We start from the raw sequence: 15,075 nt of genomic DNA on the forward strand, positions 1-15,075 counted from the left end.
TATCCCGCCGGGTGGCCAAGGCCACCCTTTCGCGGGCGAGGCCCGCTCGCACAACTTCGCTTCCTTTCGCGGGCGGGGCCCGCTCCTACCGTTCGCGGTTATCGCAGCGTGGGCGCGCCGCCTTCCAGGCCCAGGGTCTGGCCGATGCCGTTGCCGATCGAGGTGCCGAAGCGCTTCAGGAAGCGGTCCACCGGCGAGCGGGTGACGGTGTAGTCCACCATTTCCTCCAGGCCGGCCACGTCGCGGGCCACCTGCCCCGGGCTTTTCAGGCCGTCGATCAGCCCCAGCTCCAGAGCGCGCTCACCGGTCCAGAACAGGCCGGAAAACAGCTCCGGGTTCTCGTCCACTTTCAAGCGGTCGCCACGGCCGTCCTTCACCGCGCCGATGAACTGCTGGTGGATCTCGTTGAGCATGGTCTGCACGTGCTCGCGGTCGGACTCGCGCACCGGCGAGAACGGGTCGAGCAGCGCCTTATTCTCGCCGGCGGTGTACACGCGGCGCTCCACGCCCAGCTTCTCGGCGGCTTCCTGCACCCCGAAGCTGGCCATGATCACGCCGATGGAGCCGACGATGCTGGCCGGGTCGGCGTAGATCTGGTCGGCGGCGGCGGCGATGTAATAGGCGCCGGAGGCGCCCATATCGGTGATCGCCGCGTACAGCTTCTTATCCGGGTATTCGGCGCGCAGCCGCTGGATTTCGTTGAACACGAAGTTCGACTGCACCGGCGAACCGCCCGGGCTGTTGACGCGCAGCAGCACCGCTTCGGCGTTCTCCGCCTCGAAGGCGTCGCGCAGCCCGCGGCTGATCAGATCGGCGCTGGCTTCGGAATCCGCCATGATCACGCCGTTCAGGTCGACCACCGCCACGTGGGGCTCGGCCACCGCCATGGCGTCCCCGGAGCGGCTGCCGGTCATCATGAACAGCAACGCGAACAGATAGATAAAGGTCAGGCTCTTGAAGAAGATGCCCCAGCGGCGGGTCTTGCGCTGTTCCGCCTGGGCCTGGCCGAGCAGCTTCTCGAGCAGCTTCCACTCTTTACTGGTGGGGCCGCTGTTCGCCGGGTTGTTATTGTCGGACTCCATCTACACCGTCTCCTCGAAGTGTGTTTCGCAGTCCACGCCGAGTAACGGCAGCAACTGCGGTAAAGCATCGATCACCGCCAGCGGGTGAAAGTTCATCAAACGGTCCACCGGATGGGCGCCGTAACTCACCGCCACCCGGTCGACACCGGCGTCGCGCGCCATCTGCAGATCAAAGGACGTATCCCCGACCACCAGCGCCCGCTCCGGCGCCACGCCCAGTTCGGTCAATAACTCCGTGACCATGGCCGGGTGCGGCTTGGAATGGGTCTCGTCGGCGCAGCGGGAGGCATCGAAACTGTCGCCCAGCCCACTGCTCGCCCACACCCGCTCCAGCCCCTTGCGGCTCTTGCCGGTGGCCACCGCCAGGCGCAACCCGGCGGCGCGCAGCGCCGCCAGCGTCTCGCGGGCGCCCGGGTAGAGCCGGCTGGGGCTCGCCTCGGCGGCCACGAAATGCACCGCGTAACGCTCGCGCATGCGCTCCAGATCCCGGTCGCCGATGCCCGGGTAAAGGGTGCGCAGGGCTTCCGGCAGACCCAGCCCGATGATCTCGCGCACGGCGTCGTCCTCCAACACCGGCAGACAAAGATCGGCGCCGGCCTGGTGCATGCAGGCAATGATACGCCCGGTGGAGTCCATCACCGTGCCGTCCCAGTCGAAAATCACCAATTGGTAGGCCATCAGCGTTTATCCGACCGCAGCGCCGCCAGGATGGCCTCGAAATCCTCGTCCAGCGGCGCGTTGACCTTGATGGTTTCGCCGCTCTGCGGGTGGCGGAACACCAGCGACCGGGCGTGCAGACACAGGCGGCGGTGCCCGAGCGCCTCCAGCCGTGCGTCGCCCTTGCGGCTGCCGTATTTATCGTCGCCGAGAATCGGGAAGCCGCCGAACTGGCTGTGCACACGAATCTGGTGGGTGCGGCCGGTACCCAGGCGCGCCTCCACCAGGGCGGCGTCGCCGAACCGCTCCACCAGCGTGAAATCGGTCACCGAGGCCTTGCCCTCGCGGGACACCCGCACCATCCGCTCGTTGCCCTGGGTGATCTTCAGCAGGGGCGCTTCCATGCGCCGCTCGCTGCCTTTAAACCCCTGGCACAGCAGCCAGTAGCGCTTCTCCACCCCACCCTGCTGCATCAATTTCTGCAGGCGCCGCAAAAAGCCCCGGTGGCGGGCGACCATGATGCAGCCGCTGGTGTCCCGGTCGAGCCGGTGCACCAGCTCCAGGTTGCGCTCTTCCGGGTAGAGCACCCGCAGCGCCTCGATCAGCCCCAGGCTGACCCCGCTGCCGCCGTGCACCGCCAGCCCGGCGGGCTTATTAAAGATGAAGATCTGATCGTCCTCGTAGAGCAGCGCCCGCGCCAGCCGCTCGGCCAGCCCGCCGCTGACCACCGGCGGCGCCTGGGACTCGCTGGTGCGCACCGGCGGAACGCGCACCACGTCGTCCACGGCCAGGCGGGTGGTCTGCTTGGCGCGCTTCTTGTTCACCCGCACCTCGCCGGATCGGATAATCCGATAGATACGCGAACGGGGCACACCCTTGAGGTGGGTGATCAGGAAATTATCAAGGCGTTGGCCGTCACGGCCTTCATCGATGGTAACGAAAGTGACGCGATCGGCGGCGGGGGTATCTGACATGCGGCGATTCTAGCCAAGCGGGCGCGGCTCCGCCAGCGGTGTCGGTGTTCACGGCGCGCTCATGCCTCGCCCATCTATCTGATTGATCAGACTGTGATTTTACTGGTATAGTCAGCCGTCGGCCCGGGCTGGCCAACGGCGACGCGCAGCGACCATTCGCCGTCGGTACACCAAAACCCGCCAGCCCGCCCGACAAGAATCGAACGGGCCCGAAAGGCCCCGACGCTGCAGCCAATCCCCCGGCGGCAACACAACTCCCCGGCGGATTACCGACAACCAACACCAGGTGGTCTGCGGCACAGGTCGAAGACATAGCCGGGCTGCCGGCGAGCAGCGCCAATAGCGCCCCTTGCCGACACCCCAACCGGTACACAGACGGTAAAGTTTACCCGGCACGGCGCGTTTGACGCGCCGGGCACAGCGTAACGCGGATAGAGGGGCCAAGGCCCCGCCAGCAACGCCAACGGCACAACTTCACAAGCCCGGAGAGGAACAGGAAAGGTAGAAGACAGGCAGATTACCAACGTCGTCCGAGCGCCCAGCGCCGCCACGCGTGAGCATTGCCTGCTCGCCACTCTTCCGCCTCCCCACCAGGGTAAGAGGTCTGATACCGGTATTGATACCGGCCCGCTGCATGCCGCCACGAACCTTGTGGTAGCACAACAATGAAACGAATGTTAATCAACGCCAGCCATCCGGAAGAAGTCCGGGTGGCGCTGGTGGATGGCCAGAGACTTTATGATCTGGACATCGAGCATCGCACCCGCGAACAGAAAAAAGCCAACATCTATAAAGGCAAGATCACCCGCATCGAGCCGTCCCTGGAAGCCGCCTTCGTGGATTTCGGCGCCGAGCGTCACGGTTTCCTGCCCCTCAAGGAAATTTCCCGCCAGTACTTCCAGAAAGACCCCAAGGACATCCAGGGCCGCATCAATATCAAGGATGTGATCAAGGAAGGTCAGGAAATCATCATTCAGGTGGACAAAGAGGAGCGCGGTAACAAAGGCGCCGCGCTCACCACCTTTATCAGCCTGGCCGGCCGCTACCTGGTGCTGATGCCCAACAACCCGCGCGCCGGCGGCATTTCCCGCCGCATCGAGGGCGAGGAACGCCAGCAGCTCAAGGAAGCCCTGGGCAGCCTGGACATCCCCGACGAAATGGGCGTGATCGTGCGCACCGCCGGCCTGGGCCGCGGCGCCGAGGAACTGCAGTGGGACCTCAACTACCTGCTCAAGCTGTGGGGCTCCATCGCCGAGGCGTCGGAAACCCGTAAAGCGCCCTTCCTGGTGTACCAGGAATCCAACGTCATCATCCGCGCGATCCGCGACTACCTGCGCAAGGACATCGGCGAAGTCCTGATCGATTCCGAAAAGGTCTACAACGAGGCCCAGGCGTTCGTGCAGCAGGTGATGACCGATTTTCAGCACAAGCTGAAGCTGTATAACGACGACACGCCGCTGTTCTCCCGTTACCAGATCGAGTCGCAGATCGAGACCGCCTTCGAACGTGAAGTGAAGCTGCCCTCCGGCGGCTCCATCGTCATCGATCCCACCGAAGCGCTGGTGTCCATCGACATCAACTCCTCGCGCGCCACCAAGGGCGCCGACATCGAGGAAACCGCGCTGCAGACCAACCTGGAAGCGGCGGAAGAGATCGCCCGCCAGCTGCGCCTGCGCGACATCGGCGGCCTGATCGTGGTCGATTTCATCGACATGGGCCCGGCGCGCAATCAGCGCGAAGTGGAAAACCGCATGCGCGACGCGCTGGAAGCGGACCGTGCCCGTATTCAACTGGGCCGTATCTCCCGCTTCGGCCTGCTGGAACTGTCCCGCCAGCGGCTGCGCCCCAGCCTCGGCGAGACCTCCAGCATCGTGTGCCCGCGCTGTGACGGCCTGGGCCACATCCGCGACGTGAAATCCCTGGCCTTGAGCATCCTCCGCCTGATCGAGGAAGAGGTGATGAAGGAGCGCACCGGGGAGATCCAGGCCCAGGTGCCGGTGGCCGTGGCCACCTACCTGCTCAACGAGAAGCGTCCGGTACTGCGGGAGATCGAAAGCATCCACAAAGTGCGCGTGCTGATTATCCCCAACCCCAACCTGGAAACCCCGCACTTCCAGGTCGAGCGCATCCGTGACGACCAGACCAAGGCCCAGGTGAGCCACGAGCTGGAGCTGCTGGAAGGTCAGCAGGACCCGGCCACCCTGTCCGCCCAGGACACCGAAATCAAAACCCAGGAGCCGGCGGTGAAGCTGGTGGCGCCGGACACCGCGCCGCCGCCGCCCAAACCGCAGCCGGAGCCGAAACCGGAAGCCGCCGCCGCCAAGGCGCCTTCCAAGAAGCCCGCCACCGCGCCGAAGCCGCCGCTGGAGCCGGGCCTGCTGGCCCGTTTCTTCACCTGGCTGACGGCGCTGTTCAGCGCCTCCGAGGACGAGAAACAGCAGCTTGACGGCAAGCGCGACGGCCAGCGCGGCAACCGCCAGAACCGGGACGGCAAAGCCGACGCCCGGGGCAACAACAACCGTGGCGGTGACAACCGCCGTGGCGGCCGCCGCAACGGCGGCAACCGCAACCGGAACGCCGACGGCGATAACCGGGGCGGCGACGGTCGTGGTGGCGATAACCGTGGCGAGAACCGCAAGGACGACAACCAGGACGGCAAGAGCGAAGGCGGCAACCGCCGTGGCGGCCGCAACCGTCGTGGCGGCCGTGGCGGCAACCGGGGCGGTGACAACCGCAACGGCGACAACCGTGGTGCCGACAACCGAAGCGACGACCAGAAAAGCGCCGACAGCGGTAAGCCGGAGTCCAAGCAGGACAATAAGCAGGACGCCAAGCCGGATAACAAAGGCGAGTCCAAAGGTGGCGCCGGCAAAGGCCCGCGCAAGGACGACGGCCCCAAAGCCCAGCGCCGCACCGACAGCAAGGACGACCGTCCCCTGCGCGAGCGCCAGCGTCCCGGCGCCCAGGACAAAGCGGCCCAGGATAAAGGCGCCCAGAGCGACGACCAGACCACCGCCGGCGGCCCGCCGCCGCGCATGACGTCCGAGGACAACACCCCCGGTCGTGATCAGGAGCGTGGTGACAGCCGTCCGCCCAAGGCCAAACTGGTGCCCGCCGAAGAGCACGGCGAACCGAAAACCGCCGCCGCCAAGCCGAGCGCGGAACAGGCCACCGAGGCTCAGGCGCCCCAGGCCGCCGCAGCCCGTCAGGAAGAGCAGCCCAAGGCCGCCACCGGCGACGCCGCGCCGGCGCCCTCTGCCGAGGCCCCTTCAGCCAAAGCGCAGAAGCCCGCCAGTCAGGAAGCGCCCTCAGCCAAGGCGGAAGAGCCTTCAGCGAAGGTGGAAGAGCCCTCAGCGAAGGTAGAGGAGCCTTCAGCGAAGGTAGAGGAGCCCTCAGCTAAAGTGGAAGAGCCTTCAGCGAAAGTGGAGCAGCCTTCAGCCAAGGCGGAACAACCGTCAGCGAAAGCAGACGAGCCCTCGGCTAAAGCAGAGGAGTCCCCGGCTAAGGTAGAGGAGCCTTCAACTAAGGCAGAAACCCCCTCAGCCAAAGAGGAAGAGCCTTCCGCCAAGGTAGAGGAGCCCTCAGCGAAGGTAGAGGAGCCCTCAGCCAAGGTAGAAAAGCCTTCAGCGAAGCCGGAAGAACCTTCAGCAAAAGCCGAAGAAGCTCCGGCCAAAGAAGCGTCTTCAGCTAAGGCGGGAGAGCCTTCAGCAAAAGCGGACGAGCCCTCGGCGAAGGCAGAAGAGCCTTCAGCCAAGGCTGAACAGCCGGCGAAAGCTGAAGAACCCTCAGCCAAGGTTGAGGAGCCCGCGGCGAAAGCGGAAGAGCCTTCACCCAAGGCGGAGGCTCCTTCTTCCGAGCAGGCGCCTTCAACGGCAGCGGATCAGGTCCGCCGTGCCGGCAACGACCCGCGTGACCGCAAACCGGGCCAGCCGGTACCGCAGCCGGAACGCCAACCCGCCGCCAAACCCGCACCGGCCGCCGAACAAGCGCCGGCCAAGGCGGAGACCGGCGAAGCGGAACAGCCGGCCACCCCGGCGTTCAGCAAGCCGGTGGCGCCGGAGCGTCCGGCCGGGCGCGCCAGCAATGACCCGCGCCTGCGCCGCCGTCAGCAACAGGCGGAACAAGCCGCCCGGGAAAATTCCGGCGACGGCAACCCCGGTGCCTGATCGGTCCACCCGACGGTCACACCAATAAAAAAACCGCCCTTCGGGGCGGTTTTTTTATGCGCCGTCGGAATATTTGAACGCCCGGCGGCGCGTGTCGATGGCGCCCATCAGATCGTCCAGGGCCAGGTAGAGGCACGGCACCACGAACAGAATCAACGCGGTGGCGAACACGATGCCGAAGCCCAGGGACACCGCCATGGGGATCAGGTAAGCGGCCTGCAGGGAGGTTTCGAAGATGATCGGCATCAGCCCGGCGAAGGTGGTCATGGTGGTGAGAAGAATCGGCCGGAAGCGGCGCAGGCCCGCTTCATAGACCGCCCGGGCGGCGCCCAGCCGGTGCCGCTGGCGGTTGGCGTAGTCGACCATGATCAGCGAATCGTTCACCACCACCCCGGCCAGGGCGATGATGCCCATGAAGCTGACCAGGGACAGGTCCATGCCCAGTAGAATGTGGCCGAGCACCGCACCCACGGCGCCGAACGGGATCGCCAGCATCACCACCAGCGGCTGCAGGTAGCTGCCGAACGCCACCGCCAGCAGCGCGAAGATCACCCCCAGTGCCAGGGCGAAGCCGCCCCACAGCGCCGAGGTGGATTCGCGCATGTCCGCCTGGCCGCCCTGGAAGGTCCAGGTCAGGCCCGGGTAGTCGGCGCGCAGTTGCGGCAGCAGCTCGTCGCGGACCACGGCGAGCACCTGGCTGGTGGCGCTCTTGGGCAGCACGTCGGTGCCCACGGTGATCACCCGGCGGCCGTCGCGGCGGTCGATGGAGCGGAACGACTCGCTGATGGTGACGCTGGCCACGTCGGTCAGCGGTACTTCGCCGCCCTCCGGCAGCTGCACCACGAAGGTGTCCAGGTAACGCAGGTCCTGGCGCTCCTCTTCCGGCAGCCGCACACGGATTTCGTTTTCGTTGATGCCGCGCAGCTGGCGCAGCGCGATGGCGCCGTAAAACGCATCCCGCAGCTGCCGGCCCACCTCGGCGCCGGTGAGCCCCAGGGCGTCCGCCTGCGGCGTCAGGCTGACGTCGAACTGCGGTTTACCGGTGGTGTAGCTGTCGTTGACGTTGCGGGTCTGGGACAGGCCTTTCATGGCGTTCAGCAGGCGCTCGCTGGCCTTGGCGAGCACGTCGATGTCGGTGTGACTGAGGTCCACGCTGATATCGTCGCGCCAGGAGCCGGGGCCCTGCTCCGCCTCGAAGGTGATCTGATCGACGCCCTTGAAATCGCCGATCTGGTCCCGCCACAGCTCGACGATCTGCTGCACCGTCATGTCCCGTTCGTGTTCCGGCTTTAACACCAACTCCACGTCGATTTTCTGCTCGCCGCGCACGTTGGTCTTGATGCCCTCGGCGTTGCGGCCCAGGTCGTTTTCCTCGAACAGCCGCTCGGTTTCCCGGGTCAGCGCCAGGGCCAGCTCACCGGCCTGGCGCGGCGTGGTGCCCACCGGCAGACGGATACCCGCTTCGATCTCGTCCGCCGGCACTTCGGGCATCATGATCATGCCCATGTGGTCGCTGCCGGCGTAGGCGCCCACCACCAGCATCAGGGTCAGCGCGGCGCTCAGGGTCACGTAGCGATAGCGCAGCGCCCGGTCCAGCAGCGGCCGGTAACCGCGCTCCACCAGCGTCTGGAAATAGCCGGAGAAGCGGCGCTGCACGCGGTGCAGGGCGCGCCCGTAGACGGTCACCGTGCCTTTGCCGCTGTGCGCCAGGTGGGCCGGCAGAATGAACAGCGCTTCGAACAGCGAGATCGCCAGCACCACGATCACCACCGCCCCCAGCGGCCACCAGAAATTACCGGTGACGCCGGGCATGAACAGCAGCGGCATGAAGGCGACGATGTTGGTGAGAATACTGAAGGTGACCGGCCCGGCGATATCACGGGCGCCCTGCACCGCCGCGTCCATGAAACTCATGCCCTGCTCGCGGTACTCGTAGATGTTCTCGCCCACCACGATGGCGTCGTCCACCACGATGCCCAGCACCATCAGAAAGCCGAACATGGAGATCATGTTCACGCTCACGCCCATGGCCGGCAGGAACAGCACCCCGCCGACGAAGGACACGGTCATGCCCATCATGATCCAGAACGCCAGCCGGTACTCCAGGAACAGGCTGAGAATCACCAGCACGATCACCATCGCCAGGATGCCGTTCTCCAGCAGCATGTCCATGCGGCTTTCAAACTGCTCGGCGCGGTTGCTGTCGATGCGCACTTGAACCGGGTCGGGCAAGGTGGTCTTGAGTTCCGCCATCACCCCTTCCACCGCCGCGGCGATGTCCAGCGGCGACTGGCTGCCGGTGCGGAAGATCTCGATCTCCACCGACGGCTGGCCGTTGAAACGGGAGTGGAAACCGGTGTCCTCGAAACCGTCACGCACGGTGGCGATGTCGCCCAGGGTCACCACCGCGCCGGAATCCGCGCGGCTCACCACGATGCGGGAAAACTCGTCGGCCCACTGCTTTCGCTCTTTCAGGCGCAGCAGAATCTCGCCGTTGTCGGTGGCCAGATTGCCGGCGGGCACGTCGCGGCTGGACTGCTCGATGATCGACGCCACCTGGTCCAGGGTCAGGTCGTACTCGCGCAGCGTGGCCTGGGAAATTTCCACGCTGGTCAGGTAATCGGGCACGTCGCTGATGTCCGCCCGGGTCACCGCGGACTCGCTGAGCAGGCGGTTGCGCACCTGCTCGCCGAGCTGGCGCAGGGTCCAGATGTCCACTTCGCCGTACAGCACCAGCTCCATCACATCGCGGGTGCGCGCCTGCAGGCGCACGCGCGGCTCTTCCGCCTGGTCCGGGAAGGTGCGCACCCGGTCCACCGCCTGTTCGATGTCCTGCAGCGCCTGCATCCGGTTGGCGCCGGCCACCAGCTCCAGCTGAATCACGCCACTGCCTTCGCGGGCGGTGGACACCATTTCCTCGATGCTCTCGACGCCCTGTACCGCCTCTTCCACCGGCATCAGCACGCCCTGCTCCACCTCCTCGGGCGCGGCGCCGGGGTAGGTCACCTCCACTTCGACAACGTCGAGCTGGGCTTCCGGGAAGATCTCTTTCTGTACCTGCACCGCCATCCACAGACCACCGCCGAGCAGCAGAATCATCAGCAGATTGGCGGCGATGCTGTTGCGCGCCATCCACTCGATCGGGCCCACCCAGCCCTGGCGGCGCGGCGCGCTCATTCCATGGTCTCCCCGCCGGCGGCGTCCTCAAGACGCAGGGCGGCGCCGTCCACCACCGTGGCCAGGTCGGTGGCCACCACCTGATCGCCCTGGTCGAGCCCGTCGCTGAGGTAGACATAGTCGTTGTCACGCAGCAGCACGGTGACGTCGCGGATATCCAGGGCGCCGTCCTCCATCACCCAGACCGTGTCCTCGCGGCGCAGCAGATCGCGGTCCAGACGCACCACGTCGTCCAGCGCCCGACCTTCGATGGCGGTGCGCACGAAGGCGCCGAGAATCAGGCTCGGGGCGCCGGCCTCCGACTGCAACGCCAGCGGGTCCTCGACGCTGACCAGCACCCGCGCCAGGCGGGCGTTGGCGTCCAGCTCCCCCACCAGCCGCTGCAGGCGGCCCTGGCGGCTCCGTGACGGCCCCCAGGCGGCCTCGTGGCGCAGGGTGACGGGCGCGCCCTGCTCGCCGTCCTCTTCGGCGAAGCGCAGCCAGCGCAGTTGCGACAGCGGTACGCTGGCCGACACCCAGTAACGGTCCGTGGCCACCAGCCGGGCCAGGCTGTCGCCGGTGCTCACCTGGGAGCCGGTGGCCACGTCGCGGGACAGGATCTGGGCATCGAAGGGCGCGCTGATACGGGTACGCTGGAGATCCAGTTCGGCGCGACGCAGGGCCGCCTCGGCGAAATCCACCCGGGCACGGGCCTGCTTCAACTGCGGCTGGCGCAGCACCAGGTGCCGGTTGCCCTCGTCCAGCTCTTCACCCAGCAATTCGAAATCCTGTTCGGCCACCGCCTGGCGGCCCTGCTCCAGTTCCAGATCGGCGCGCGCCTGCGCCAGCTCGCTGCGCCGTTGCCGCAGCGCGGCCTGGTAATCCGCCGGGTCGATGCGCAGCAAGGCGGTGCCCTCGGCCACCCGACCGCCGGGCTCGAACGCCTCGGCCAGCTCGATGACACGGCCGCTGACACGCGGCCGCAGGGTCACTTCCCGGGCCGGCACCACCCGGCCCATCACTTCGATCACCGGGGTGAAGCGGCCCCGTTCGGCGCTGCGTACCTCCACCAGCATGGCGGTTTCCCGCGCCACATCGCCGCGCGTGGCGGTGGGCTCGGTCTCGAAGATCAGCACCATCAGCGCCACGCCGGCGAGCAGGATCAGCACCGACACCAGCGCCGTCTTGCCGCGCCCGGCCCGCCCGCTCTCCGGGCGCGCGGCCTGGTCGTCCACCGTGTTGCTCATGCGTTTTCTTCCTCTTCGGGCACCGGGAAACCGCCGGCCAGCGCCCGGTACAGGGCCACCCGGAACGCCAGCAGCTCCTGGCGGGCGGTGATCAGGGTGCGGCGCAGTTCCTGGCGTTCCTGGAGCGCGCTCAGCACCTCCAGGTAGCCGACCGCGCCGTTAACGTACTGAATGCGCAATTGCCGGTAGGCGCTGTCCGCCAGTGCCAGCTGCTCGCGCAGGCTCTCCATGCGCCGCTGCTGCTGGCGCTCCTGAACCAGGGCGTCCTCCACTTCCTGGAACGCCACCAGCGTCGCCTGCCCGTACTCGTACAGCCGTTGCTCGCGCAGCGAGCGGAAGCGGCGCGCCTCGGCGCGGCGCTGGCCGCCGTCGATCAGCGGCAACACCAGGTTGCCGGCCAGGGTCGCCAGCCAGTCGTCGAACAGAGCCTCGCTGTCCGTGGTTTCATTGCTCAGCGACGCGGACAGGGTCAACCGGGGAAAACGCTCGGCCACCGCCGAGGCCAGGTCCGCGTCCGCCGCCTGCAATTGGAAATAGGCCTGCCGGAGATCCGGCCGGCGCCGCACCAGTTCCGCCGGCACGCCGGTGGCGGGCAGCGGCGGCAACGCCGGCAGGGTGCCGTCGTCGGGGAACACCACCCCCTTGGGCGGCTCGCCCAGCAGCACCGCCAACTGGTGCTCGAGCACCCGGGTGCGGGCCTGCACGGTGAGCAATTGCTCGCGGGACGCTTCCACCAGCTGGCGCTGGCGCAGCACGTCGGCGCTGGCGCTTTCGCCGATGCCGAAACGGGCACGGATCAGCGACAGCACGTCCCGGTTGGTGTCCAGCTGGGCGCTCGCCAGCTCCTGCTGGGTGCGCTGGGTGAGCAGTTCGAACCAGGTGTTGGCCACCTCGGCGGCCAGGGACAGCGCGGCGGCCTGGTAGTCGGCGCCACTGGCCGCCACGCGGAAGGCTTCGGCGTCGGCCTGGGCGCGCACCCGGCCCCACAGATCCAGTTCGTACTCCGCCGCCAGCCCGGCGCTGAACAGATCGGTCTCACTGTCGCCGTCGTCGCGGCGCTCGGCGCCGGCGCGCGCCTCCAGGCTGGGGAACAGACCCGCTTCCTGGCGTGCCCGCACCGCGCGGGCCTGGTTGAGGCGCTCATAGGCGGCCTGCAGATCCAGATTGGCGCCCAGGGCGCGGTCCACCAGACGGTTGAGGGCGGCATCGTCGAAGGCCACCCACCACTGCTGCGGGGCGACGGCCTCGCCGGAACGGGAAAACAGCTCCGGCGTGGCCACCGGCGGCGACGACGATGGCGGCTGGCCGGCGCAGGCGGCCAGCGCCAGCAGCAGCGCGGACAGAACGGCGGCGCGCGCCCTGGGCCAGGAAACTACCAAGGGGTGCATGAACAGAGGACAATCCTGATTTCTTATCGGTTCCGCCGTGGCGGCAAGGCCGGTTCAGGCTAACAGGCGCGCCCCGTGAGAACCACTGGCGCCCGGCGGCAGGAAACAAAGCTTACACCCTGGCGGGTCAGCGTCAGGGCAACGCCACCGGCTCCTGTTCCAGCGTCACACCGAAACGGGCCAGCACGTCCTCGCGCACGGCGGCGGCCAGCGCCAGCACGTCGTCGGCGCGGGCGCCGCCCTGGTTGACCAGCACCAGCGCCTGGTCCCGGTGCATACCCACCGGCCCCAGCCGGCGGCCTTTCCAGCCGGCGTCCTCGATCAGCCAGCCGGCGGCCAGCTTGGCGCCGTCCGGGTGCGGGAAGGACACCAGCTTCGGATAGTCGGCTTTCAGCCGTGCCAGCTCCGCCGCGCTGACCACCGGGTTCTTGAAAAAGCTGCCGGCGTTGGGCAGCACCGCCGGGTCGGGCAGCTTGCTTTGCCGCAGTTCGATCACCGCCGCCCGCACCGTGGCCGGGGCCAGGGTGCGCGGGTCCTGGCCGGCGAAGCGCTCGGCCAGGCCGCCGTAGTCCACCCGGCGGGCGCCATGGCGGTGCAGCCGCAGGGTAATGCCGGTAATGATGAACTCGCCCCGTCGGCGGCTTTTGAACAGGCTGTCGCGGTAGCCGAATTCGCACTGATCGGCGCGAAAGCGCCCTGCCCGGCCATCGGCCACCGCCACGGTGTCCACGCTTTCCAGGCAATCGGCCAGCTCCACGCCGTAGGCGCCGATGTTCTGAAACGGCGCGGCGCCGGCGGTGCCGGGAATCAGGGACAGGTTTTCCAGACCGCCCCAGCCGCGCGCCACGGTGTCCGCCACCAGCCGGTCCCAGACCACGCCGGCGCCGACGCGCACCCGCACCTGATCCGCGCTCTCATCCAGGTAGTCGATGCCGTCGAACGCGGGGATCACCGTGAGGCCCGGCAGGTCGCCGCGCAGCACCACGTTGCTGCCCTCGCCAAGCACGTAGAGCGGCTCGCCCGGGTCGCGCCCGGCCAGCAGTTCGCCCAGCGCGGCCACGTCCGTGGGCCGCGCCAGCCGTCGGGCCCGGGCCGGCAGCGCCAGGGTGTTGGCGCCGCTCAGGTCGGCGTCGTGTTCGATCACAGCCGCTCCCGCAACCGCGCCAGCCACAGGTCACTGGCGCGCTCCACCAGATTGAGCACGTGGCCGAAACCGTCCTCGTCGCCGTAGTAGGGGTCCGGCACTTCACCGGGGCCGTCATCGCCGAGCACATCCAGGAAGCGCGCCAGCACCAGCCCCTCGCGGGCGACGCCCGGGCCCGGGTCGAGCGCGCGCAGGTCGGCCAGGTTGCTGTTGTCCATGGCCAGGATGTAATCGAAGTGGCGGAAGTCCTCGGCGCTCACCTGGCGGGCGCGCAGGTCGTCCATCGGGTAGCCGCGCTCGGCGGCGGCGGCGCTGGCGCGACGGTCCGGCGGCCGGCCGATGTGCCAGTCGCCGGTGCCGGCGCTCTCGATGCGAAGCCGGTCGCTCAGGCCGGCGTCCCGCACCCGCTGGCGGAACACCGCTTCGGCGGTGGGCGAGCGGCAGATGTTGCCCAGACACACAAACAGTATCGACAGCGACGTCATCCCCGGTTTTCCTCCGCTCGCAGGTGGCGGCGCATGCGCTGCAGATCCATGTCCGTGTCGACCCCGCCGGGCACCGGCTCGCGGGCCGGCGCCACATGGATGGCGACGCCGTTGGCCAGGGCCCGCAATTGCTCCAGGGATTCGTGCATTTCCATGGAGGCCGGCTCCCAGCTCACGAACTGGTGCAGAAAGCCGACCCGATAGGCATAGATACCGATATGACGCCACCAGTAGCCCGGGTCCATATCGATATCGTGCGGGTTCGGTTGCTGGCTGAAGGCATCGCGATGCCAGGGGATCGGCGCCCGCGAGAAATACAGGGCGCGCCCGTTGCAGTCGAACACCACCTTGCAGACGTTGGGGTTGAACAGATCGATGCCGCGCTCGATGGGCTCGCACAGGGTGGCCATGCGGCACTCCGGGTGGGCGGCCAGGTTCTCCGCCACCTGGTCGATCACGGCGGGCGGGATCAGCGGCTCGTCGCCCTGCACATTGACCACGATGTCGTCGTCGGCCAGGCCCAGCTGCTCGGCCACTTCCTGCAGCCGGTCCGTGCCGGAGGGATGATCGGCGCGGGTCATCACCACCTCGCACTGGTCGCCCACGGCGTCGCGGACGCGCTCGTCGTCGGTGGCCACCAGCACCCGCGTGGCGCCGCTTTTAGCGCAGCGTTCCGCCACCCGGGCCACCATCGGCCGGCCGGCCAGATCCGCCAACGGTTTTCCCGGCAGGCGCGAAGACGCGTACCGCGCCGGCACTACCACATAGAAACTCAT

General features: G+C 67.8%; 10 protein-coding genes. 1 reads left to right on the plus strand and 9 read right to left on the minus strand.

The features are described 5' to 3' along the window. Positions 1-98: 98 nt before the first annotated feature. Genes ACMG4O_RS12185 through ACMG4O_RS12195 form a run of 3 tightly spaced genes read right to left on the minus strand, consistent with a single transcriptional unit; the run spans position 99 to position 2,713 of the window. Complete coding sequence (locus ACMG4O_RS12185; RefSeq protein ID WP_370184086.1) at positions 99-1,082, minus strand: S49 family peptidase; 984 nt, start codon at positions 1,080-1,082, stop codon at positions 99-101. Further along, complete coding sequence (locus ACMG4O_RS12190) at positions 1,083-1,760, minus strand: HAD-IA family hydrolase (RefSeq protein ID WP_414433858.1); 678 nt, start codon at positions 1,758-1,760, stop codon at positions 1,083-1,085. Beyond that, on the minus strand, positions 1,760-2,713 hold the full coding sequence (locus ACMG4O_RS12195; RefSeq protein ID WP_142949047.1) for an RluA family pseudouridine synthase: 954 nt from the start codon (positions 2,711-2,713) through the stop codon (positions 1,760-1,762). The genes ACMG4O_RS12190 and ACMG4O_RS12195 overlap by 1 nt, the downstream gene beginning before the upstream one ends. Before the next feature lie 665 nt (positions 2,714-3,378). Here ACMG4O_RS12195 and rne point away from each other — a divergent pair. Further along, a complete protein-coding gene (gene rne, locus ACMG4O_RS12200; protein ID WP_414433859.1) occupies positions 3,379-6,879 on the plus strand; it encodes a ribonuclease E in 3,501 nt (1,166 codons plus the stop codon). 54 nt (positions 6,880-6,933) lie between these two features. On the opposite strand, the gene ACMG4O_RS12205 is transcribed toward rne, so the two are convergent. From ACMG4O_RS12205 to kdsB, 6 genes are all read right to left on the minus strand, one after another. Then, a complete protein-coding gene (locus tag ACMG4O_RS12205; protein WP_414433860.1) occupies positions 6,934-10,056 on the minus strand; it encodes an efflux RND transporter permease subunit in 3,123 nt (1,040 codons plus the stop codon). Beyond that, entirely contained in the window at positions 10,053-11,282 is a 1,230-nt protein-coding gene (locus tag ACMG4O_RS12210; protein WP_414433861.1) for an efflux RND transporter periplasmic adaptor subunit, read from the minus strand. Before ACMG4O_RS12210 ends, ACMG4O_RS12205 begins: the two co-directional genes overlap by 4 nt. After that, positions 11,279-12,670: an efflux transporter outer membrane subunit gene (locus tag ACMG4O_RS12215; RefSeq protein ID WP_414433862.1), complete on the minus strand. Its 1,392-nt coding sequence runs from the start codon at positions 12,668-12,670 to the stop codon at positions 11,279-11,281. The genes ACMG4O_RS12210 and ACMG4O_RS12215 overlap by 4 nt, the downstream gene beginning before the upstream one ends. Positions 12,671-12,803: 133 nt before the next feature. Then, the gene (gene murB / locus ACMG4O_RS12220; RefSeq protein WP_370184069.1) at positions 12,804-13,814 is read right to left on the minus strand and encodes a UDP-N-acetylmuramate dehydrogenase; all 1,011 of its coding nucleotides are present in this window, start codon (positions 13,812-13,814) and stop codon (positions 12,804-12,806) included. After that, on the minus strand, positions 13,811-14,299 hold the full coding sequence (locus ACMG4O_RS12225) for a low molecular weight protein-tyrosine-phosphatase (protein WP_228548143.1): 489 nt from the start codon (positions 14,297-14,299) through the stop codon (positions 13,811-13,813). Before ACMG4O_RS12225 ends, murB begins: the two co-directional genes overlap by 4 nt. Further along, positions 14,296-15,075, minus strand: coding sequence for a 3-deoxy-manno-octulosonate cytidylyltransferase (kdsB, locus tag ACMG4O_RS12230; RefSeq protein WP_142949053.1), 780 nt, complete (start codon positions 15,073-15,075; stop codon positions 14,296-14,298). The genes ACMG4O_RS12225 and kdsB overlap by 4 nt, the downstream gene beginning before the upstream one ends.

The sequence above is a fragment of the Alloalcanivorax venustensis genome (assembly GCF_047495515.1).
Classification (GTDB): domain Bacteria; phylum Pseudomonadota; class Gammaproteobacteria; order Pseudomonadales; family Alcanivoracaceae; genus Alloalcanivorax; species Alloalcanivorax venustensis.